Consider the following 21,035-nt stretch of genomic DNA (forward strand, 5'->3'; position numbering starts at 1 on the left):
GCCGAGGCGACGCCCGTCAGGGCGTCCCATCCCGCCCTCTCCGCCATTCAAGTCCCGGGTTCGAAGCCGAGGCCGCCAGGCCGAGGCGACGCCCGCCAGGGCGTCCCATCCCGCCCTCTCGATCGCCTTTCCGGGCGGCGCCAGCCCGAATGCGCTCCCCCGGTACAACTCCAGTTGCTCTAGAATGCCCGGACGGTCCGGTCCGGCTCGCGTGGATCGGAACTTGTGCTTCAGGTGGAAGTGGGGGATGCCAGAACTCGATTCCCGGCCAACAATCTTGGTCGTCGATGACCCGTCGGCGAGCCCTGAGCTATTGGTCGAGATCCTGGGTCAACATGGCTATCGGGTGGCCCATTGCATGAGCGAGGCGGATGCCCTGGCAGCCGTGGAGCGCAACCCGCCCGACTTCATCATGGTCACTCCCGAGCAGGCTCGCCACATGCTGCGGGACTGGCGGCAGCGGCTCGCGCGCAAGGTCGACCAGCGCACCCGCCAGCTGCTGGAAGCCCAGAATATTGCCGGGCTCGGCGCCTGGCAGATCGATATCGAGCGCGACCGGATCGAGTGGATCGGCGAAACTTACCGGATGTTCGGCTTTGCCAGCGGCGAGCCGCTCAGCTTCCGCGAGTCCCTCAGCCATTTGCGTCCGGAGGACCGCCGGCGCGTGCTCGCGGCGTGGGAGGCGGCGCTCGCCGTGCCCGCCGCCCGCTACGATGTCAGTTACCGGGTCAATGTCGACGGCCGGGAACGCTGGCTCAGGGAACTGGCCCAGATCGAGCGCGCTCCCGACGGTCGGGCGCTGCGGGCGCTCGGGACCGTCCAGGACATCACTGCGAGCAAGTCCTACGAAGCCGCGCTGCAAGACCAGCAGCAGCGCCTCGAGACCGCGCTGGAAGCCGCGAACGCCGGGGCGTGGGAATGGAATATCCGGGAAGGGACGGTGCGCGTCAGCGAGTGGTGGGCCCGGATGCTGGGTTATGCCCCCCGCGAGGTCGCGTGCCTGACCCTGGCGGAGCGGCAGGCGCTGGCGCATGCGGACGAGCGGGAACATGTGGGCGCCATCCTGGAGGACTGCCTGGCCGGGCGACTGCCGGCCTTCGAGGCCGAGTACCGGATCCGTCACCAGGATGGACGCTGGATCTGGGTGCGCAGCCTGGGCCGGGTCATCCGCCGGGATGGCGCGGGCAAGCCACTGGCGATCGCCGGCATCGACGTCGACATTACCCAGCAAAAAACGCAGCAGGAGCAGCTGGCGTACATCGACAGCCACGACGTGCTGACCGGCCTGCCCAACCGGAAGGCCTTCGCGCGGCAGCTGGCCGAGCGCATGGAAAACTGCCGCCAGCGGGGCGAGCGCCTGGCCGTCGCCTATGTCGATGTCGACGGCCTGGCCCGGATCAACGAGGAGCGCGGGCGCGAGTTCGGCGATCGCCTGATCATGGAAATTACCGCGCGGCTGGTACGGACCTGCGGCAGCGACGATGTTGCCCGCACGGGCGGGGACGAGTTTGCCTGTATGTTTCATGGTGATGCCGACGACGACGACTTCAGGGCGGCGCTCGAGCGCCTGATGACCCAGGTCTCGGCGCCCGCGGGTGCAGACGGGTTCATCCCCACGGCCAGCATCGGGGTGGCGACCTACCCGCAACATGCCGCCATCGACGCCGAGCAGCTGCTGCGCCAGGCCGACCAGGCCATGTACCAGTCGAAGCTCTCGGGCAAGAATTGCTACACCTTCTTCGATGCCGAACTGGACGAGAGCACGCGGGAGCACCGGGCCCAGCTGGAAGAGATCCGCCGGGCGATCGCCGACGACCAGCTCCTGCTGTACTACCAGCCGAAAGTGAACATGCGCACCGGCGAAGTGCGCGGTTTCGAGGCCCTGGTGCGGTGGCAGCGGCCCGGCGCAGGCCTGGTGCCGCCGGCCCAGTTTGTGCCCCTGCTGGAAGGCCACCCGCTCGCCATCGAGCTGGGCGACCACGTGATCTCCATGGCGCTGGCGCAGTTGCACGCCTGGAAAGCCGAGGGTTTCGAGACCACGGTCAGCGTGAACGTGACCAGCGACCAGCTGCACGACCCCGAGTTCATTCCGCGCCTGGAGCGCGAGTTCCGGGCTCACCGGGGCGTGCGGCGGGAGCAGCTCAGGATCGAGGTCGTAGAGACCGGGGCGATGCGGGACATGCCGCGGGTCGCCGCGATGGTGGCGCGCCTGGACGAGATGGGCGTCCAGGTCGCGCTGGACGACTTCGGCACCGGCTTCTCCTCACTGACGTTTCTCAAGCAGCTGGCCGCCCGCATTATCAAGATCGACCAGAGTTTCGTGCGCGACCTGCTGGACGACCAGGAGCACGCGGTCATCGTGGACAGTATCTGCCGCCTGGCGGAGAGCTTCAGCCGGCGGGTGATCGCCGAAGGCGTCGAAACCGAGGTGCACGGCCGGCTCCTGTTGGAACTGGGCTGCGACTTCGGGCAGGGCTATGCCGTGGCCCGGCCGATGCCGGCGGGCGCGGTCCGGCAGTGGGCCGAAACCTGGCGGCCCCCTGAGAGCTGGGCGGACAGCGACATGCTGGCTCGCGAGCGCGTGCCCGAGCTGCTGGCCGAGCTGGGGCACCGCGCCTGGCGCAATGCCCTGCGCAAGTTTCTCGTGGGAGAGCGCAAGTCGCCGCCGGAACTCGATTTCTGTTGTTGCAGGCTGGGCCTCTGGCTCGAGGATGCCGGCACGGCGGCCGCGCTCGGCGGCCATCCCGACTTCGCGCCCGCGCTGGAGCTGCACCGCGCCAGCCACACGGCTGCGCGAGAGGCCATCGCCGAGATGGCGGCCGAACCGGGGCGGGACGTGGAGGAGGTCCTGGGTGCTTTCCTCGAGATCAGCAACCAGCTGCTGGACCGCCTCAAGTCCCTGCGCAAGCGCCCCTGAGACCCGCCCAGGCAAGGAAAGACCCGGCTAAGTGACACCGGTCACGGAATCGTCCGCCGCTTCCCACTAGTTTGGCCTGGTCAACAAGTCCAGCCGGAGACACCCATGCCGCAGAGGACCAGGAGAGCCGGGGACGCAAAATCCTCTGATCCTGTCTCGCCCGAGTCGCTCGCGATCGCGCGGCTGGCCGTTCGCGGCAGCGAAGTCGAGGACACACGCAAGACCACCCCCTCGAGGGCTGCCGTCGCCCGCGTGCGGGTCGAGCTCTACCGCCCGGATCTCGACGTCGACGACGACGCCATGCATTACCGTCTCAAGATGGCCCTGCTCAAGGGCCTCCGGCGACGCTTTCGCTACTCCCTCATCGATGTCGACGACAGCGAGACGCGCCTGGCCGGTGAGCAGGGCTTCACGGTAGCGATCGAGCCCGACGACGCGGCGGCCGTCGGGGCCGCCGAGGCCGTGGTGAGCCGGGTGTTGCGGTGGGGCCGCTGGCGCAAGGAGCAGGCGGGCAGGGGTACCGCTTGAACCGACTGTAGGTCGGCCGACAGAATGGCTCCATGCTATCCACCATCGTCCAGCTGAGCGCGCTGCTCTCGGGCGTCGCCCTGCTGCTGCTCGGCAGCGGCCTGCTCGGCACGCTGCTCGGCGTCCGCGGCTCGCTCGAGGGTTTCAGCGACCAGGTGCTGGGCCTGGTGATGTCGGGCTACTTTCTCGGCTTTTTCGTCGGCACTTTCCTCGCCCCGCCCGCGATCCGCCGGATGGGTCATATTCGGTCCTTCTCATTCTTCGGCGCCCTGTTCGCCTGCACCGTCCTGTTGCACGCCATCTGGGTGACGCCATGGGGCTGGGGCCTGCTGCGCATCGGCACGGGCATTGCGGTCGTCGGCCTGTACACCGTGATCGAGAGCTGGCTCAACGCCACGGTGGAAGGCACACAGCGCGGGCGGGTGTTCGCCGTGTACATGGCGATCAACCTGGTGGCGCTGGCGCTCGGCCAGCAGCTGCTCCGGCTCGGCTCGCCCGAGTCCTTCGCCCTGTTCTCGATCGTGGCCATGCTGGTCTGCCTGGCCATGTTGCCCGTCACTGCCACGCGGATGGCCCAGCCCGTCCTGCACGAGGCCGGGCGGCTCGGCCTGGGCCGCATGTTCCGCCTGGCCCCGGCGGCCTCGGTCGGGGCGCTCGTTTCCGGCCTGGCGGCGGGGAGCTTCTGGGGCCTCGGCCCGGTTTATGCCGGCCGGGTGGGTCTCGACATCGAAGGGGTGGCGATGTTCATGACCGTCACGATTCTCGGCGGTGCGCTGCTGCAGTGGCCCATCGGCCGCCTGTCCGACAGTGCCGACCGGCGCCGCACGCTGGCGGCGGCATGCCTGGGTGCAGCGGTAGCGGCAGGGATTGCCGTGGCCCTGCCGGCGGCGGCCACGGCCGGGCTCTACGGTGTCTTCTTCCTCTACGGGGGGCTGGCCTTCGCGGTCTACCCGGTGGTGGTCGCGCACCTGCTGGATCACGTCGATCCCGAGGATGTATTGCCGGCCTGCAGCACCGTGCTGCTGCTGCATGGCCTCGGCGCCGCGATCGGCCCTGCGATGACCGGCGTGGCCATGGCCGAGCTGGGGCCGGCCGCCTTCCCCGGGGTGCTCGCGATCCTGCAGCTGGGTCTCGGTCTCTACGTGCTGGCGCGGATGTTCCTGCGCGAGCGCCCGCCGACGCCGGAGAGTCATTTCCATCCCATGGTACGGACGACGCCGACGGCGATGGAACTGCTGCCCGAGGCCGAGCCGGGACTGGAAGCAGCGAGCGAGGAGGCGGCGGCTGCGGCGGCAGCAGCGGACGAGGCGAGCGCCGGCTACGGCGCGGCGCGCCAGGACAAGTAGAGCCCGAAGTCCGGCGTAGTATCCGTCCGCAGGTTCTGCATCATCGCCAGTTCGAGCCATTGGCGCTCGCCGCAGCGCCAGTCGAAACCGGTGCTCAGCTGCACGCTGCCGTTGCCGAGCACGTCGAGTTCCGAGTCGTAAAAGGCCGAATGCACGTCGAGCTGGGCGCGCACGGCCAGTCGTGAACCCAGCGGCCAACGCAACCCCGCCGAGCCGATGACCACCAGGTCCTCGCGCAGAGCATCCAGCACCTCCGAGTCGCCGAGCCACAGCGTGCCGACCGACCAGGCCAGCGAGGCGCCCCAGCGCTCCAGCGTGCGGTGATCGCTGCCGAGCAGCTGCAGCGCGATGTCGGTGCCGCCGCTGCCGAGCAGGCGGCTGCTTGAGCCCGTCGGCAGCTTGAGCCCTGCCCGCAGTGCCAGGCCGCGCCGCTCCGCCCCGGCCGCGCGCAGCTCCCAGTCCCAGTCGAGGCGCACGTCGCCCAGCCCGCGCTGCCGTTCCTGCAGGCTCAGCAGCTCAATGCCATCCCGGGAGTAGCTGAAGTCCAGGCGGTTGTTCTCGAATGCGTTCCGCCGCCGGTTGGACAGCCCCCACAGGTCGTGCCAGTCGATGATGAAGCTGTCGAGCATCCCGGTGCTGTGCGCCACCAGCGGGATGGTGGCCGACAAGGCCATGGCGGGACGCAGCCCGTAACGCAGCACCAGGTGGCTGCGATAGCTTTCGCCGTCCAGGACGATGCGCTCCCCGGCCGCGCTTTCCTCGGCAATGGCATGGTTGCTCAGGCGCGTGTCCGCCCGCCAGGACCATTGGCCCGGCGCGGGCAAGGATTCGAGCCCGGGATTGGGCAGGCTGTAAACCTGGACCAGCGGGTGCTGGTTGCTGAGGTCGAGCAGCGCCGGCTGCGCCGCGGCGTCGGCTGTGCACAACAGGATCGTCGCCAGCAGGTACAATCGCCGGGTCATACGGGGGGGAGCCTGGATGATGAGGTCGACGTTTTGTAGCGCATCGAGGCGCCGAAAGCCATTTTCGCCTGGTTGCCTGGCGGCGCTGCTGCTCGGGCTCACGCTGCTGTCGCCGTCGCCGTCGCACGCCGCCCAGGAGCCGGCGCTGGCGACGAACGGCGAGGTGCTCAGCGCCGGACCGGATCGCCAGGGGCTGCGCCGCGACTCGGCATTCCTGTTGTCCTACCAGGTGGGAACGGTCGCTTTCCTCTACGTGTTGCCCGAGAGCGTGACGAACTGGACGGACGAGGACAGGTCCGAATACGGGCTCGGCAAATGGTGGGACAACATCCGAAACCCGCAGTGGGACAGCGACGACTTCTACCTGAACTATGTGCTCCATCCGTACTGGGGCGCCGCGTATTACGTGCGGGCCCGGGAACGGGGTTTCGACGAGTATGCTTCCTTCTGGTATTCCTTCGCCATGTCCTCGGCCTTCGAGTTCGGCGTCGAGGCGCTGTTCGAAGAGCCTTCCCTGCAGGACATCGTCGTCACGCCGGTCGGCGGCATCATCCTGGGCGAGTATTTCATGGACCTGCGCGACCGTACCGAAGCACTCTACGATCCCGGCGAGGAAATGGCCTGGCGCCACCGGGCAATGCTGGTGCTCACCGATCCGATCGGCGCCCTCAATCGCCAGGTCCAGTCCTGGGTCGGGATGGAAGAAACGGAAGCCTCGCTCCGGCTGTACACCACCGGGCTCCAGCCAGGCTTCACGCCGCGGTTCGCGGGCGATGCCGGCCTGGATGACCGGGTCTACGGCTTGCGGTTCGACTTCCGCTGGTAGGAGCGCCTCCTAATTTAGCGATCACTCAGCTGCTGCCGCTGGCATCGCGCGCGCATCCGTGAGCATAATCGGGCGATGTTGCAACGCATCCAATTCCCGGAGCCACGATGAGCAAGCCCAGGTACGAAACCCTCCAGGTGCATGCCGGCCAGGCGCCTGCTGCCGGCACCCAGTCCCGCGCGGTGCCGATCCACCAGACCACCTCGTTCACCTTCACGGATGCCGACCACGGCGCGCGCCTGTTCGCGCTGCAGGAGTTCGGCAACATCTACACCCGCATCATGAATCCGACGACCGACGTCTTCGAGCAGCGCGTGGCGGCGCTCGAGGGCGGGGTGGCGGCGCTGGCCACGGCCAGCGGCCAGTCGGCGCAGTTCCTGGCGCTCACGACGCTGGCGGAAGCCGGCGACAATATCGTCTCGGGCAGCAGCCTCTACGGCGGCACCTGGAACCAGTTCAAGGTGCAGTTCCCGCGCATCGGCATCGACGTCCGCTTCGTCGGCACGGACGACTTCGACGCGTGGGAGCGGGCCATCGACGAGCGCACGCGCGCACTCTACGTCGAGAGTATCGGCAACCCCGGCTTCGAGGTGCCGGACTTCCGGCGGCTGGCCGAGATCGCCCGGCGCCATGGCCTGCCGCTGGTAGTGGACAACACCTTCGGCTGCGCCGGCTACCTGGTCCGGCCTATCGACCACGGCGCGGACATCGTGGTGCAGTCGGCGACCAAGTGGATCGGCGGCCACGGCACGTCCATCGGCGGGGTGATCGTGGACGCCGGGCGCTTCGACTGGTTCGGCGAGCGCTTCAAGGCCTTCCACACGCCATCCCCCGGCTACCACGGCCTGAACTTCGCCGAGGTTTTCAGCCCCGACGGGCCCTTCGGCAACATCGCCTTCATCATCCGGGCGCGAGTCGAGGGGCTGAGGGACTGGGGCCCGGCGCTGTCGCCCTTCAACTCCTTCCTGTTCCTGCAGGGACTCGAAACCCTGTCGCTGCGGGTCCAGCGCCATTGCGACAACGCGCTCGAGCTCGCGCACTGGCTCGAGGCGCAGCCGCAGGTGGAGCGGGTGAATTACCTCGGGCTGGAGTCCCATCCCTTCCACCAGCGCGCCCGAGAGTATGTCCAGCACGGATTCGGATCCGTGCTGACCTTCGGCATCAAGGGCGGCCTCGAGGCGGGCAAGCAGTTCATCAACGGGGTGAAGCTGGCCAGCCACCTGGCCAACGTCGGCGACGCCAAGACCCTGGTGATCCACCCGGCGAGCACCACCCACCAGCAGCTCACTGACGCCGAGCAGCGCGCCGCCGGCGTCGCCCCGGACCTCGTCCGGGTGGCGGTCGGCATCGAGCATATCGAGGACATCAAGGCCGACTTCGCCCAGGCCTTCGCCCAGGTCGCCGCCGCGAGCTGATGAGCGCGACGGATCTCGTCACCGCGGCGCCGGTGGGCCGCGATACGCAAGTATGGCGGCCCGGCCGGCCCTTTCGGCTCGAGAGCGGGGCGGAGCTGGCCGAGGTGCAGGTGGCTTACCGCAGCTGGGGCCGGCTCGCGCCCGACCGCAGCAATGCCGTGCTGGTCTGCCACGCGCTGACGGGCTCCGCCGACGCGGATGTGTGGTGGGCCGGGCTGTTCGGTCCCGGCAAGGCGCTCGATCCCGCGCGGGACTTCATCGTCTGCAGCAACGTGCTGGCCGGCTGCTACGGCAGCAGCGGGCCGATCCAGCCGCACCCGGGCGACGGCGAGCCCTGGGGCAGCCGGTTCCCCCTGGTCACCATTCGCGACATGGTGCGCCTGCAGGCGCTTCTCCTGGAGCACCTGGGCGTGGAGCGCCTGGCCCTGGTGCTCGGGCCTTCGCTGGGCGGCATGCAGGTGCTGGAGTGGGCCGCCACTTATCCCGAACGCGTGGCGGCGATTGCGCCCATCGGCGTGTCGGGCCGGCATTCCGCCTGGTGCATTGCCATCGGCGAGGCCCAGCGCCGGGCCATCTACCTCGATCCCGAGTGGCGGGACGGCCGCTATCCTGCCGACCGCCCGCCGCGCCACGGCCTGGCCGTCGCGCGCATGATGGCGATGGTCAGCTACCGCAGCTGGGAGAACTTCGAGCAGCGTTTCGGCCGCAAGCTGCAGGACTGGGACGGCCAGTATGCCGCCGCCTCATACCTGAATTACCAGGGCGAGAAGCTGTACCGGCGCTTCGACGCCAACACCTATGTGCGCCTGACCCAGGCCATGGACAGCCATGACCTGGCGCGCGGGCGGGGCAGCTATGCCGAGGTGCTGGGCGGCATCGGCATCCCGGCGCTGGTGGTGTCGGTCGACTCCGATGTGCTGTACCCGCCCCATGAGCAGCACGAGCTGGCGCAGCTGCTGCCGCAGGCGCACTACGAGGTGCTGCACACCCCGGCCGGACACGACGGCTTCCTGATCGAGACCGACACGCTGAGCGACATGCTCCTGGCCTTCCGGCCGCGCTGATTGGCTCCGCGTTGCGTACGCGGTATCTTTCCGTTCTTGTTGCGTTTCCCTGAGGAGAACCCCATGCGTCTGGTACTCGTCCTCCTGCTGGCGCTAGTCGCCGGCGCTGGCACCCCGGCCCATGCAAGCGAGCTGACGCCGCTCGATGCCGAGACTCTCTGGCAGCTCAAGCGCCTGTCCAGCCCCGCGATCTCGCCCGATGGCGAGCACGTCGTCGTCGCCGTCACCCGCTACGAGATGGAGGATGACAAGGGCATCACCAACCTCTGGCTGGTCGCCACCGACGGCAGCGGCGCCCGCCAGTTGACCACGCACGGCGGCAGCGACTCGAGCCCGGCCTGGAGCCCCGATGGCCGCCACATCGCCTTCATTTCCAAGCGCGGCGACGATGAACAGCCGCAGCTGTACGTGATCCCGACCGGCGGCGGCGAGGCGCGGGCCATCACCTCGGTGCCGACGGGCGTGAGCGCGCCCCGGTGGTTCCCGGACTCGGCCGGGCTGGCATTCGTCAGCCAGGTCTACGAGGACACGGCCGACTGGGCCGAGATGGAGCAGCGGCTCAAGGCGGAGAAAGACAGCAAGGTCTCCGCGCAGGCCTGGGACCGCGCGCCGATTCGCTGGTGGGATCGCTGGCATGGCGAGCGCAAGCCGCACCTGTACCGGATCGCGCTCGACGGGGGCGACCCGGCGCCGATCACGCCTGGCTCCGGCGTGCACCTGCTGATCACCGGCGCCGGCACGGGGACCTGGGACATTTCCCCGGACGGCGAACAGGTCGCGGTGGTGGCCGACTCGGACCTGACGGGCACGGCCTCGAACCCGGACGTGTACGTGCTGCCGGCCGCGGGCGGGGAAGCGGTCAACCTGACCGCCTACAACCCGGCGCCCGACTTTGCCCCCGCCTACAGCCCGGACGGGAAGTGGCTGGCCTTTTCACAGCGCCAGATTCCCGGCTTTTACGCCGACCGCGCGCGGCTGGTGTTGCACAACCGCCGGGATGACAGCCAGCGGGTGCTCACCGAGGACTTCGATCGCACCGTCAGCGGCGTCACCTGGGCGCCGGACAGCCGGAAGGTCTACAGCGCCATCGACGATGCCGCCCACAACCGCGTGTACGTCATCGACGTGCGCAGCGGCGAGCCGACGGCGCTGACCCGGGAGCACAGCTTCGGCAGCCTGGAGCTCTCCGACGACGGGCGCACGCTGGTGGCGCTGCGCCAGAGCTTTGTCGAACCGCCCACGCTGGTGCGCATCGACCCGCGCCGCGGCACGGTGACCAAGCTCTCCGACTTCAATGACGAGGTCCTGGCCGGCGTCGACTTCGGGCGCTACGAGAGCGTTACCTACGCCGGCGCCAACGGCGACCCGGTGCAGATGTGGGTGGTCTATCCGCCGGGCTTCGATCCGGAGCAGAAGTACCCGCTTTACCTGCTGCTGCACGGCGGCCCGCACAACGGCATTACCGACAGCTTCCACTTCCGCTGGAACGCCCAGATCTTTTCGGGCTGGGGCTACGTGACGGGCTGGCACAACTTCCACGGCTCCAGCGGCTTCGGCCAGGACTTCACCGACTCGATCAATCCCTACCAGTCCGAACTGCCGTATATCGACACCATCAAGGCGGCGGAATGGTTTGCCGAGAAGCCCTGGATCGACAGCGAGCGGATGGGGGCGGGCGGCGGCAGCTACGGCGGCTACCTGGCCTCGATCCTGCTGGGACGCGAGCATCCCTTCCAGACCCTGGTGGCGCATGCGGCGGTGTTCAACTGGCTGACGCAGTACGCGGCCGATTACGGCGCCTCGCAGCGGCGCCACGGGGAGTTCTGGGAGAAGCCGGGCCACTACGAGAAGTCGTCGCCGCACATGGGTGCGGCCAACTTCGATACGCCGACCCTGGTGATTCACGGGCAACTCGACTATCGCGTGCCGCTGAACCACGGCATCGAGTTGTTCAACATCCTGCAGAACCGCGGGGTGCGCAGCCGGCTGGTGTATTACCCGGACGAGAACCACTGGATTCTCAAGCCGAACAACTCGCTGCGCTGGTACCAGGAGAAGAAGGACTGGCTGGCGGAGTTCCTGCAGCCCGCCGACTGAACAGGCCTTGTCGACGGGACGTCATCGGCGTGCAATGATCAACGCCGATGGCGTCCCGCCCCCCGATGTCCGCTTTCCGCATGCCGCGCGTCGCGGCCGGCCTCCTCGACGCGTGGCGCGCCGGCTACGGCGCGGGCGAGCTTCGCCGCGATGTCCTGGCCGGGCTGACGGTCGGCATCGTGGCGGTGCCGCTGGCCATGGCGCTGGCCATCGCCACCGGCGTGCCGCCCCAGCATGGGCTCTATACGGCCATCATCGCGGGCATCTGCATCGCCCTGACCGGGGGCTCGAGATTCAATGTGTCGGGGCCCACGGCCGCCTTCGTCGTGGTGCTGCTGCCGGTCGTGCAGCTGTACGGTCTCGGCGGGCTGCTCGTCGCCACCATCATGGCAGGCTGCATCCTCGTGGCCATGGGGCTCGGGCGGATGGGAGCGCTGATCCAGTTCGTCCCGTATCCCGTGGTGCTCGGCTTCACGGCCGGCATCGGCGTGGTGATCGCGACGCTGCAAGTCCCGGATTTCATGGGGCTGCCGATGCCTGCCGGCGGCGCGGGGCGCGACTACCTGGCCAGGCTGGCCGAGATCGCCAGGGCGCTGCCTGGCCTGCAGCTGCCCGAGCTGGCGCTGGGCCTGGCAACGCTGGGCGTGCTGCTCGCCTGGCCGCGCCTGAAGCTGCCCATGCCCGCCCCCCTGGTGGCGTTGATGATTGCCACACTGATAGCTTGGATTTTCAATAACCTGGGCTGGGGTATTGAGACGGTTTCTGATCGTTTCAGCTGGCGTGTCGGTGACCTTGACGGTCGCGGCATTCCGCCGTTCCCGCCGTTGCCGGCCTGGCCGTGGGCATTTCCGGGCGCCGACGGGCGCCCGCTGCAACTCGATTTCGGGCTGGTTCGAGCCTTGCTGGGACCGGCCATCACCATCGCGCTGCTGGCGGCAATCGAGTCGCTATTGTGCGCCGTGATGGCGAACGGGCTGACGCGCACCCGGCATGATCCGAACAGCGAGCTGATCGGGCAGGGCATCGGGAACATCGTGGCGCCGTTTTTCGGCGGCATCACGGCCACCGCCGCCATCGCCCGCACCGCGACCGGCATCCGCAGCGGCGCTTTCTCGCCGATCGCCGCGGTCGTGCACAGCTTGGTCGTCCTGCTGGCGGTCGTTGCGCTGGCCGGGCTTCTCGGCCTGGTCCCGATGGCGGCGCTGGCGGCGCTGTTGTTCGTGGTTGCGTGGAACATGAGCGAGCCCCGCCTGTTCCTGCGCACCCTGCGCTCCGCCCCACGCGGCGACGCGGCGATCCTCCTCGTCTGTTTCCTGCTTACCGTGCTGTTCGACATGGTGCTCGCGGTGGGCGTCGGCGTCGGCCTGGCGGCGATGCTGTTCATCCGCCGCATGGCGGGCCTCACCCACAGCAGCCGCGTCCAGGTTCCGCCCGGCCCGGGCGGCGGTGGCCTGCCGCCAGAGGTGGCGGTCTACGACGTCAACGGGCCGCTATTTTTCGCCGCGGCGGAGAAGGCGGTGACGTCGCTGCAGGTCGTCGACCCGGGCGTGCGCGTGATCGTGCTGGACATGACGGATGTGCCCAGCATGGACGCCACGGCCGTGTTCGCGGTGCATGCCCTGGCGGAGGAGATGCGCCGCCAGGGCGTCGGCATCGTGATGGCCGGGCTGCAACCGCGCATGGTCCTGAAGCTGTTGCGCGCGGGCCTGCGGCGCCGCGCCGGCGAGCTCGCCTTCTGCCGCAGCCTGCCGCAGGGCGTGACGCGCGCGACCCGCTGGGCGGCAGGGACAGGGCCGGGCGAGCCGCCGCCCGGCTAGTTGGCCTGGCGCCGCTCGGAGCGGCTGTTCCCCGCCGGCCGCCCGCGCGAACCCTGGGGCTCCGCACGCGACCGGCTGGGTGCGCGCTGCTCTCGCGTCGGGGCTGACTGGCGGGCTGGCGCCGCCTGGCGCGGAGGCGCAGCCTGGCGGGCGGGTGCGGCCTGGCGCGGAGGCGCAGCCTGGCGGGCCGGTGCGGCCTGGCGCGGAGGTTGGGCCTGCCGTGCCGGCGCTGCCTGGCGCGTGTCGATCCGCGCCGGGGCTGTGAAGCGCTGGCGCGATTCGGTCCGCAGCGAACGCTCGACGCGCTGTGCCTGGTCGGCCGGCTGCCGGGTCTCGACCCGTTCTCGCGGCGCGGCCCGCGCCCCGCGCTCGGCGGGCGCGGATTGGGCAAGGCGCTGGGTGCGGCTTGCGGAGGGCGGCGTCGCGGTCCCCAGCTCGTCGGGCGGCTCGGCGCCGCGGACTCGCTGGGTGCTGCGCACGGTGGCGCTGCCGCGGTCGAACTCGCGGTAGTTCCGCGGCTGGGCGCGGTGCTCGACCCGCTGCTCGCTGCGGCCCGCACCCGGCGACCGGTAGTTGTAGCGCTGGCGCAGCTCGGGGTGGCGGTACTTCACGTGGCGGCGGTGCCAGGGGTCGTGGCGCCAGCGTTCGCCGGGGACGTAGTGATAACGGCCCGGGTAGTAGTAGCGCGGATAGTAGTAGCGCGGGGTGTTCACGACCACGACGCTGCGGTGCGGCCAGTAGAAATCGGTGAGGAAGAAGCCGACCGGCACGTAGACGCCCGTGCTCCAGTAGATGCCCGAGGCGGCGTAGCTGTAGTACGCCGGCCGCGGCCAGTAAATGGGCGGGTAGGCCGGGCGCCACCAGGGTCCGTAGACGACGCGGGTGTCGTAATAAGGCACGTAGACCACGCGCTCCCGGGCCGGCTCGATGATGATGGTGCGCTCCTCCCGCACCACGCGCACCTGTTCCGTGTCCGCCAGGGTGCCGGCTTCCTCGGCCTTGGCCCGCAGGAACTGGATCGAGGCCATCACGTCGCTTTCCTGCAGCAGCATCGCCTCGCCGAGGCGTTGCGTCCACTCGAGGTCCGCGTCCATGCGCGCCAGCAGGTCGGGGAACGCCACCAGGGACTTCACGCTCGGGTCCCAGTCACGGTCGGCGACGGCGGCGACTGCGGCCTCGCCCTCGAGTGTGGGATTCGCGCGCGACCAGCGCGCGGCCGCCACCACCTCCAGCGGGTAGGTCGCGGCGACCAATACCTGGGACAACAGGGCGTCCGGATACAGGGCGATGGGCGCCAGCAGCTGGTCGAGCTCGGCTTCAGTGAACGGCTGCTGGACGGCCGCCGCACCGTCGTCGATCGGCTCGACGATATATTCCTGGGCGCCGGCGGGCGACAGCAGGACGGCCGCGCCGCACAGGGCGGCGAGGGCGAGCATCCGGCGGGCTGTCGTAATCATGGCGGACTCCTGGTTCATCCCATGGCTGCAAACTACCACGCCGAACCTGAACGTGCGGCAACGAGAGCGCCTTTCCGGTTACCATAGGCGCCCCCCGGTACCACGCCGGGAACTCGTCAATGGTGGCCCGCGCCGGTCCCCTCGCGACGGCCAGCCGTGAACCCCGCCAGGCCCGGAAGGGAGCAACGGTAGCGGCGACGCCGGGCGCCGGGGTGTGGCTGGTGCGGGCCGCCACCCTCTCCGGCGGAATCCCGCCGGCGGGATGATAAACTCTCGCCCTTCCTGTATCGGAACGGTGCACCGCCCAGTCCATGAGTTACCAAGCGCTTGCCCGCAAGTGGCGTCCCCGCGTATTCGCCGACCTGGTGGGCCAGGAGCATGTACTGCGCGCGCTGGTGCACGCGCTGGACCACGACCGGCTGCACCACGCCTACCTGTTCACCGGCACCCGGGGCGTGGGCAAGACCACCATCGCGCGGATCCTGGCCAAGGCCCTGAACTGCGAGCAGGGCGTGTCGTCCACTCCCTGCGGGCAGTGTTCCGCGTGCCGCGACATCGACGACGGCCGGTTCGTCGACCTGATCGAGGTCGACGCCGCCTCGCGCACCAAGGTCGAGGATACGCGCGACCTGCTGGACAACGTGCAGTACAGCCCGGCCCGCGGCCGCTACAAGGTGTACCTCATCGACGAGGTCCACATGCTGTCCAAGCACTCCTTCAACGCGCTCTTGAAGACCCTGGAGGAACCCCCGCCGCACGTGAAGTTCCTGCTGGCCACGACGGACCCCCAGAACCTGCCGATGACGGTGCTCTCGCGCTGCCTCCAGTTCAACCTCAAGCGCCTGCCGGTCGCCATGATCCGGGAGCGGCTCAAGCTGGTCGCGGAGAACGAGGGGCTGGAGTTCGAACCGCCGGCGCTGGACCTGCTGGCGCGCGCGGCCGACGGCAGCCTGCGGGACGCGCTCAGCCTGCTCGACCAGGCCGCTTCCCACGGCGGCGGCCGGCTGGCGGAGGCAGACGTGGCCGCGATGCTGGGCACGGTCGATCGCGAATGCGCGGTGCGCGTGCTGGAGGCCGTGGTCGCGGGGGACGCGCCGGGGCTGCTGGCCGAGGTGGCCGGGCTCGACGAACGGGTCCCGGACTACTTCGAGCTGCTGGGGACGCTGGCCGCCTTGCTGCAGCGGGCGGCGGTGCTGCAGGCGGTTCCCGATCTCGAGGACGACGAGGACGGGCTGACGCCGCGGGCCCGGCCCATCGCCAACCAGGCGGCGCCCGAGGACCTGCAGCTGTGGTACCAGATCGCCGTATCCGGCCGCCGCGACCTGCCGCTCGCACCGTCGCCGCGGGCCGGCTGCGAAATGGTACTGCTGCGCATGCTGGCCTTCCGCTATGCCGAAGCGGGTACCGCCCCGCCTGCCCGGGCGGCGCCGGCTGCGCCGGAGCAGGCCGCCCCGCCGCAGCCCGACGGCCCCGCCCGAAAGGCGAGCGCGGACGAATCGTGGGAGGAGACGATCGAGCGCATGGGCCTGGCGGGCGCGACCCGCCAGCTCGCGCGGCACTGCAGCCTGGTGGCGCGCGACGGCGCGCTGGTCCGGCTGGAGATCGACCGCGTCCATGAGATCCTCGCGACGCCCGCGCAGCAGGAACGGCTGCGGGAAGCCATGGCCGGCTATTTCGGCACCGAGCTGCGGCTCCAGCTGGAGTTTTCCCGCCCCGGCGAGGAAACGCCGGCCGACCGTGAGCGGCGCCTGGCGGCCGAGCGCCAGCGCCAGGCTGAGCAGGCGATCGCTACCGATCCGCTGCTGAAGGAACTGGAGCAGGTGTTCGATGCCACGGTGGACGGCGGCAGTATCCGGCCGGCGGATTAAAGCAACGAGACCAGAGGAGCCAGATTGATGAAAGGCCAGATGGGACAGCTGATGCGCCAGGCCCAGCAGATGCAGGACAACCTCAAGAAGGCCCAGGCGGAGCTGGAGGCGCTGGAAGTCACGGGTGAAGCCGGCGGCGGCATGGTGAAGGTCACCATGAGCTGCAAGCACGAGGTGCGCGGGATCAAGATCGATCCGGAACTGCTCAGCGATGACCGGGAGATGCTGGAGGACCTCGTGGCGGCGGCGGTCAACGACGCGCTGCGCAAGGTCGAGCGGACGGTGCAGGAGAAATATTCCGGGATGACGGCCGGGCTGGGGCTCCCGCCGGGCATGAAACTCCCGTTCTGACGCCGCGATGCGGTATCCCCCCCGCCTGGCGGACCTGATCGAGACCCTGCGGCGGCTGCCCGGCGTAGGTCCGCGTTCGGCCCAGCGCATGGCTTTCCACCTGCTGGAGAAGGATCGCGCCGGCGCCACCGCGCTGGCCGGCGCCCTGACAGCCGCGGTGGAGCATATCGGGCGCTGCCGGCGCTGCCGCATGTTCACCGAGACGGAGCTGTGTGAAACCTGTCGGTCTCCGTCGCGCGACGGCGCGCTGCTGTGCGTGGTGGAGACGCCGGCAGACGTGGTAGCGGTGGAGACCGGTTCGGGCTTCGGCGGCCGCTACTTCGTGCTGATGGGACACCTTTCGCCGCTCGACGGCATCGGGCCGGCGGAACTCGGCCTGGACGCCCTGGCAGCGATCCTGGATGAGGGCGGAGTGCAAGAAGTGATCCTGGCGACCAATCCGACGGTGGAGGGCGAGGCGACGGCGCACTACATCGCCGAGCTGTGCGCGCGCCGCGGGATCGGGGCCAGCCGCATCGCTCACGGCGTGCCGATGGGCGGCGAGCTGGAGTACGTGGACAGCGGCACCCTGGCGCATGCCTTCGCGGGGCGCCAGAAGCTCTAGCCGCGCTGCTGCAGGTCCTCGGTCAGCCGCAGCAGCCGCCGGTAGCTCTCGTAGCGCCGCGGCGAAATCCGGCCTGTCTCGACCCCGGCCTTCACGGCGCAGCCAGGCTCCTTCATGTGGCGGCAATTGGCAAAGCGGCACTCCTGGGCTGCCGCCACGATCTCGCGGAAGCCGGCCGCTGCAAGGCGCGGATCGTCCAGGGCCGGCGCGAAATCGCGCACCCCGGGGGAATCGAGCAGTTCGCCGCCGCAGGACAGCCGATGCAGGGTGGTCGCAGTCGTGCGGTGCCGGCCTTCGCCCGTGGCGGCGGAGATGCCGGCCGTCGCCGCCTCGATGCCCGGCACCAGGGCGTTGAGCAGCGACGACTTGCCGACACCCGACTGCCCGGCCAGCAGGCTGCGTTGTTCGCGCAGCAGCAGCGCGAGCGCGTCCAGTCCCGTTCCGGTCGCAGCGCTGACACGCAGCACCGGATAGCCCAGCGACTCGTATTCTTCCAGCAGGCCGGCCGGCAGTGCCGCCGCCAGGTCAGTCTTGTTGGCTACGATGGCCGCGTCCGCGCCCATCACTTCGGCAGCGGCCAGGTAGCGGTCGATGATGAACGGGTCAGGGGCGGGGCTGGGCGCGCAGACCACGACCAGCTGCGTGATGTTGGCGGCGAGCACCTCGCCCCGGCCGCGTGAATCCGGCCGGCGCAGCTCCGAGCTGCGTGGCAGTTGCTCCACCACCGCCCGGTCTGCGGTGTCGCCGGCCAGCCAGCGCACGCGGTCGCCGCAGACCACCCTGAGGCCGCGCCGTGCGATGAAAGCGGGGTACCGGCGACCCTCGTCGTCCTCCACCAGCAGGCGCTGCCCGTAGGCGGCCACGACCTGGCCCTCGATGCTGTCCGCTGCCGGGCCGGCGGCGGCGCCTCTGCTAGAATTCCCCGACTGCAAAGAAGCTCCCTGGCGGAACCATGAAAGACGCCGAAAACCTGGTCTGGATCGACCTGGAGATGACCGGACTGGACCCGGGCCGGGACCACGTGATCGAGATTGCCACCGTGGTTACGGACAAGCAACTCAACGTGCTGGCCGAGGGGCCCGTGATCGCCGTGCACCAGGACGACGCCATCCTGGCGGGCATGGACGAGTGGAATACGCGCCAGCACGGGTCCTCCGGCCTGGTGGAGCGCGTGCGCCGCAGCGGCGCCAGCGAGCGTGACGCCGAGCTCGCGACCCTGGCGTTCCTCGCTCGCTACGCCGAGCCCGGCGCCTCGCCGATGTGCGGCAACAGCATCTGCCAGGACCGGCGCTTCCTGGCCCGCTGGATGCCGGAGCTGGAGCGCTTTTTCCATTACCGCAACCTCGATGTCAGCACCCTGAAAGAACTGGCCCGGCGCTGGGCGCCGGCCGTGGCCGACGGCTTCCGCAAGCAGTCCAGCCACCTCGCGCTGCAGGACATCCGTGACTCCATCGAGGAGTTGCGTTACTACCGTGAACAGCTGTTCCGGCTGCCATGAGGGAGCTGCCGTGCTCGCCGGCCTGCGAGCGCAATCGTGAGCCGATTCTCGATGCCCTGCGGCCCCTGCTGGCGGGGCGGGAGCGCGTGGTGGAGATCGGCAGCGGCACCGGCCAGCATGCCGCCTGGTTCGCGCCCCGCCTGCCGCACCTCAGCTGGGTCGCCACCGATGTGCCGGCGAACCACGGCGCCATCGCGGCCTGGCTGGCGGCCAGCGGCGCCGGCAACGTGGAAGGCCCGGTGGAACTCGACGTGACGGGTGCCTGGCCGGACCTGGGCCCGGTGGACGCCGCCTTCAGCGCGAACACGGCCCACATCATGCCGGAAGCCGCGGTGGCGGCGATGTTCGCGGGGCTCGGCGAGCGGCTGCCCGCCGGCGCGCCGTTCTGCCTCTACGGCCCGTTCCTGGAGCAGGGCCGGCATACCAGCGCCAGCAACGCCGCCTTCGACCAGGGCCTGCGCGCGCGCGGCGGCGGCATGGGCGTGCGCGACCTCGGCTGGCTGCTGCAGGTGGCTGCAGTCGCCGGCTTCGAACTCGAGGCCGTGCTGCCGATGCCGGCCAACAACCGGATCCTGGCATGGCGTCGGAGCTGAGCCAGGTCGACGCCGCCGCGGTGCGGGCGGCGGCGGACCGCATCGCCCCGTTCGTCCACCGCACCCCCGTCCACACCTCGCGCCGCTGGGACGACCATCTCGGGGCCCGGCTGTTCTTCAAGTGCGAGAACTTCCAGGTCGGCGGCGCCTTCAAGGCCCGCGGAGCCTTCAACGCCGTCTGGTCGCTCGGCGAGCAAGAGGCGGCCCGCGGCGTGGCCACGCATTCCTCCGGCAACCATGGCGCGGCCCTGGCGCTCGCGGCGGCCCGTCGGGGCATCCCGGCCTGGGTTGTCGTGCCGCGCGACGCCTCCGGCTTCAAGCGGCGCGCCATCGAGCGCTACGGGGCCCGCGTGGTGGCTTGCGAGCCGGGCATCAGCAACCGGGAGGCGCGCCTGGCGGCGCTGGTCGAGGACTGCGGTGCGACGGTCGTGCATCCCTACGACGACGATCGCGTGATCGCGGGGCAGGGGACCACGGCGCTCGAGCTGCTGGCGCAGGCACCGGGGATCGACCTGCTGCTGGCGCCGGTGGGCGGCGGCGGATTGATCGCCGGCTGCGCGGTCATGGCACGCGACCTGCGGCCGGATATCGCCGTGGTGGCGGCGGAACCGGCGGGGGCGGACGACTGCTGGCAGTCGATGCAGCGCGGCGAGCGGGTGCGCCTGGAGCAGGTCGATACCGTGGCCGACGGCCTGCGGGCCTCCATCGGCAGCCGGAACTGGAGCCTGATCTCGCGGCTGGTCGATGAGGTCGTGCGGGTCGAGGAAGAGGAGATCATCGCCGCGACCCGGCTGGCCTGGGAAGTGCTGAAGGTCGTCATCGAGCCCTCCTCGGCGGTGCCGCTGGCGGCACTGCTCAGCGGCCGGCTCCCGGTCCGGGGCCGGCGGGTCGGAGTCGTCCTGTCCGGCGGCAATGTCGAGGTCGAGGGCCTGGCCGGCCGCCTCTCGACGTGCGGGCTGGAGTTTCGGTTATGATTCGGCTCCGCCCCTCGCCGAGCCGCTCCGCGCCATGATTTCGCGACTTTTCGTCTTCCTGCTGCTGGTGTCCGCCGGCCATCTCGCCCTGGCGGAAACCGCCTACGTTTCCGATCGCCTCGAGGTCACGCTGCGTACCGGGACATCCACCCAGCACTCGATCGTGCGCATGCTGCCCAGCGGCGTGCGCCTCGAAGTGCTCGAGACGGACGCCGCCAGCGGCTACAGCCGGGTCCGGACCGCGGACGGCACCGAGGGCTGGGTGCTCTCGCGCTACCTGATGGAGCGGCCGGCCGCGCGGGACCAGCTCGGGACGGCTACCGAGCGGGCCGCCAACATGGAGCTGCGGGCCACCGACCTCGCCGCCCAGGTGGAGGCACTGACCGGGGAGCGGAACGAGCTGCAGGCCCAGCGGGACGGGCTGGAGGCGGAAGTGGCGGAGTTGCGCGCCGAGCTCGACAACGTGCGCCGGGTTTCGGCGTCGGCGCTCGAACTTGACCAGGCCAACCGGGAGTTGCGCACGCGCGTGGCCGCGACGGACCAGGAGAATGCCCGGCTGCGGGGGGAAATCGTGGAGCTCGAGCGCAACACCCAGCGCAACTGGTTCCTGGCCGGTGCCGGCGTGCTGCTGCTCGGCCTGGTGCTGGGCCTGGTGCTGCCGCGGATTCGCTGGCGGCGGCGCTCGGGCTGGGGCGACCTCTAGGCGCGCGGGCCGGGT

At 70.1% G+C, this 21,035-nt stretch carries 18 protein-coding genes and 1 other RNA gene; 16 read left to right on the forward strand and 3 right to left on the reverse strand.

Going from position 1 to position 21,035, the window contains the following annotated elements:
- Positions 1 to 358 precede the first annotated feature (358 nt).
- The 3 genes from G6N75_RS12580 to G6N75_RS12590 all read left to right on the forward strand — a co-directional run bounded on the left by G6N75_RS12580 (position 359) and on the right by G6N75_RS12590 (position 4,791).
- A complete protein-coding gene (locus G6N75_RS12580; protein WP_165348719.1) occupies positions 359 to 2,917 on the forward strand; it encodes an EAL domain-containing protein in 2,559 nt (852 codons plus the stop codon).
- Positions 2,918 to 3,022: 105 nt separating this feature from the next.
- Positions 3,023 to 3,445, forward strand: coding sequence for a hypothetical protein (locus G6N75_RS12585; protein ID WP_165348720.1), 423 nt, complete (start codon positions 3,023 to 3,025; stop codon positions 3,443 to 3,445).
- A gap of 32 nt (positions 3,446 to 3,477) precedes the next feature.
- Positions 3,478 to 4,791 carry an MFS transporter gene (locus tag G6N75_RS12590; RefSeq protein ID WP_206203116.1) on the forward strand — a complete coding sequence of 438 codons (1,314 nt, stop codon included), beginning with the start codon at positions 3,478 to 3,480 and terminating at the stop codon, positions 4,789 to 4,791.
- Here G6N75_RS12590 and G6N75_RS12595 read toward each other — a convergent pair.
- Complete coding sequence (locus tag G6N75_RS12595) at positions 4,764 to 5,753, reverse strand: DUF3187 family protein (protein WP_165348721.1); 990 nt, start codon at positions 5,751 to 5,753, stop codon at positions 4,764 to 4,766. The two genes, G6N75_RS12590 and G6N75_RS12595, sit on opposite strands and share 28 nt — an antisense overlap.
- Positions 5,754 to 5,769: 16 nt before the next feature.
- On the opposite strand from G6N75_RS12595, the gene G6N75_RS12600 reads away from it, so the two are divergent.
- From G6N75_RS12600 to dauA, 5 genes are all read left to right on the forward strand, one after another.
- Positions 5,770 to 6,579 (forward strand): DUF3943 domain-containing protein, encoded by an 810-nt coding sequence (locus tag G6N75_RS12600; protein ID WP_165348722.1) that lies wholly within the window; start codon positions 5,770 to 5,772, stop codon positions 6,577 to 6,579.
- A 107-nt stretch (positions 6,580 to 6,686) separates the two neighbouring features.
- Entirely contained in the window at positions 6,687 to 7,994 is a 1,308-nt protein-coding gene (locus G6N75_RS12605; RefSeq protein WP_165348723.1) for an O-acetylhomoserine aminocarboxypropyltransferase/cysteine synthase, read from the forward strand.
- Positions 7,994 to 9,058, forward strand: coding sequence for a homoserine O-acetyltransferase (metX, locus tag G6N75_RS12610; RefSeq protein ID WP_165348724.1), 1,065 nt, complete (start codon positions 7,994 to 7,996; stop codon positions 9,056 to 9,058). Before G6N75_RS12605 ends, metX begins: the two co-directional genes overlap by 1 nt.
- Positions 9,059 to 9,121: 63 nt before the next feature.
- A complete protein-coding gene (locus G6N75_RS12615; RefSeq protein ID WP_165348725.1) occupies positions 9,122 to 11,155 on the forward strand; it encodes a S9 family peptidase in 2,034 nt (677 codons plus the stop codon).
- Between the two features lie 47 nt (positions 11,156 to 11,202).
- A complete protein-coding gene (dauA, locus tag G6N75_RS12620; protein ID WP_240901130.1) occupies positions 11,203 to 12,972 on the forward strand; it encodes a C4-dicarboxylic acid transporter DauA in 1,770 nt (589 codons plus the stop codon).
- Here the strand turns inward: dauA and G6N75_RS12625 are convergent.
- Positions 12,969 to 14,429 (reverse strand): DUF3300 domain-containing protein, encoded by a 1,461-nt coding sequence (locus G6N75_RS12625; protein WP_165348726.1) that lies wholly within the window; start codon positions 14,427 to 14,429, stop codon positions 12,969 to 12,971. The two genes, dauA and G6N75_RS12625, sit on opposite strands and share 4 nt — an antisense overlap.
- Positions 14,430 to 14,559: 130 nt before the next feature.
- Here G6N75_RS12625 and ffs point away from each other — a divergent pair.
- The 4 genes from ffs (at position 14,560) to recR (ending at position 17,252) form a co-directional block, all read left to right on the forward strand.
- An RNA gene (gene ffs, locus G6N75_RS12630) (signal recognition particle sRNA small type) lies at positions 14,560 to 14,656 on the forward strand.
- A gap of 84 nt (positions 14,657 to 14,740) precedes the next feature.
- On the forward strand, positions 14,741 to 16,297 hold the full coding sequence (gene dnaX / locus G6N75_RS12635) for a DNA polymerase III subunit gamma/tau (RefSeq protein WP_165348727.1): 1,557 nt from the start codon (positions 14,741 to 14,743) through the stop codon (positions 16,295 to 16,297).
- A gap of 24 nt (positions 16,298 to 16,321) precedes the next feature.
- Entirely contained in the window at positions 16,322 to 16,648 is a 327-nt protein-coding gene (locus tag G6N75_RS12640; RefSeq protein WP_165348728.1) for a YbaB/EbfC family nucleoid-associated protein, read from the forward strand.
- A gap of 7 nt (positions 16,649 to 16,655) precedes the next feature.
- Positions 16,656 to 17,252, forward strand: coding sequence for a recombination mediator RecR (gene recR, locus G6N75_RS12645; RefSeq protein WP_165348729.1), 597 nt, complete (start codon positions 16,656 to 16,658; stop codon positions 17,250 to 17,252).
- Here the strand turns inward: recR and rsgA are convergent.
- Positions 17,249 to 18,184, reverse strand: coding sequence for a ribosome small subunit-dependent GTPase A (gene rsgA / locus G6N75_RS12650; RefSeq protein WP_206203117.1), 936 nt, complete (start codon positions 18,182 to 18,184; stop codon positions 17,249 to 17,251). The genes recR and rsgA overlap by 4 nt on opposite strands.
- Positions 18,185 to 18,204: 20 nt before the next feature.
- On the opposite strand from rsgA, the gene orn reads away from it, so the two are divergent.
- From orn to G6N75_RS12670, 4 genes are read left to right on the forward strand one after another with little or no spacing between them, the layout of a single operon-like run.
- On the forward strand, positions 18,205 to 18,750 hold the full coding sequence (orn, locus tag G6N75_RS12655) for an oligoribonuclease (protein WP_165348730.1): 546 nt from the start codon (positions 18,205 to 18,207) through the stop codon (positions 18,748 to 18,750).
- Entirely contained in the window at positions 18,747 to 19,343 is a 597-nt protein-coding gene (locus G6N75_RS12660) for a DUF938 domain-containing protein (protein WP_165348731.1), read from the forward strand. The genes orn and G6N75_RS12660 overlap by 4 nt, the downstream gene beginning before the upstream one ends.
- Positions 19,328 to 20,317 (forward strand): pyridoxal-phosphate dependent enzyme, encoded by a 990-nt coding sequence (locus G6N75_RS12665; protein WP_165348732.1) that lies wholly within the window; start codon positions 19,328 to 19,330, stop codon positions 20,315 to 20,317. Before G6N75_RS12660 ends, G6N75_RS12665 begins: the two co-directional genes overlap by 16 nt.
- 34 nt (positions 20,318 to 20,351) lie before the next feature.
- Positions 20,352 to 21,020 (forward strand): TIGR04211 family SH3 domain-containing protein, encoded by a 669-nt coding sequence (locus G6N75_RS12670; RefSeq protein ID WP_165348733.1) that lies wholly within the window; start codon positions 20,352 to 20,354, stop codon positions 21,018 to 21,020.
- Positions 21,021 to 21,035 lie beyond the last annotated feature (15 nt).

Source organism: Thioalkalivibrio sp. XN8, assembly GCF_011058255.1.
Taxonomy (GTDB): domain Bacteria; phylum Pseudomonadota; class Gammaproteobacteria; order Steroidobacterales; family XN24; genus XN24.

Coding starts and splice junctions, on each gene's coding strand:
- G6N75_RS12580 (WP_165348719.1), top strand. CDS start 359: ATGAGCGAGGCGGATGCCCTGGCAGCCGTGGAGCGCAACCCGCCCGAC.
- G6N75_RS12585 (WP_165348720.1), top strand. CDS start 3,023: ATGCCGCAGAGGACCAGGAGAGCCGGGGACGCAAAATCCTCTGATCCT.
- G6N75_RS12590 (WP_206203116.1), top strand. CDS start 3,478: ATGCTATCCACCATCGTCCAGCTGAGCGCGCTGCTCTCGGGCGTCGCC.
- G6N75_RS12595 (WP_165348721.1), bottom strand. CDS start 5,753: ATGACCCGGCGATTGTACCTGCTGGCGACGATCCTGTTGTGCACAGCC.
- G6N75_RS12600 (WP_165348722.1), top strand. CDS start 5,770: ATGATGAGGTCGACGTTTTGTAGCGCATCGAGGCGCCGAAAGCCATTT.
- G6N75_RS12605 (WP_165348723.1), top strand. CDS start 6,687: ATGAGCAAGCCCAGGTACGAAACCCTCCAGGTGCATGCCGGCCAGGCG.
- metX (WP_165348724.1), top strand. CDS start 7,994: ATGAGCGCGACGGATCTCGTCACCGCGGCGCCGGTGGGCCGCGATACG.
- G6N75_RS12615 (WP_165348725.1), top strand. CDS start 9,122: ATGCGTCTGGTACTCGTCCTCCTGCTGGCGCTAGTCGCCGGCGCTGGC.
- dauA (WP_240901130.1), top strand. CDS start 11,203: ATGGCGTCCCGCCCCCCGATGTCCGCTTTCCGCATGCCGCGCGTCGCG.
- G6N75_RS12625 (WP_165348726.1), bottom strand. CDS start 14,429: ATGATTACGACAGCCCGCCGGATGCTCGCCCTCGCCGCCCTGTGCGGC.
- dnaX (WP_165348727.1), top strand. CDS start 14,741: ATGAGTTACCAAGCGCTTGCCCGCAAGTGGCGTCCCCGCGTATTCGCC.
- recR (WP_165348729.1), top strand. CDS start 16,656: ATGCGGTATCCCCCCCGCCTGGCGGACCTGATCGAGACCCTGCGGCGG.
- orn (WP_165348730.1), top strand. CDS start 18,205: ATGAAAGACGCCGAAAACCTGGTCTGGATCGACCTGGAGATGACCGGA.
- G6N75_RS12660 (WP_165348731.1), top strand. CDS start 18,747: ATGAGGGAGCTGCCGTGCTCGCCGGCCTGCGAGCGCAATCGTGAGCCG.
- G6N75_RS12665 (WP_165348732.1), top strand. CDS start 19,328: ATGGCGTCGGAGCTGAGCCAGGTCGACGCCGCCGCGGTGCGGGCGGCG.
- G6N75_RS12670 (WP_165348733.1), top strand. CDS start 20,352: ATGATTTCGCGACTTTTCGTCTTCCTGCTGCTGGTGTCCGCCGGCCAT.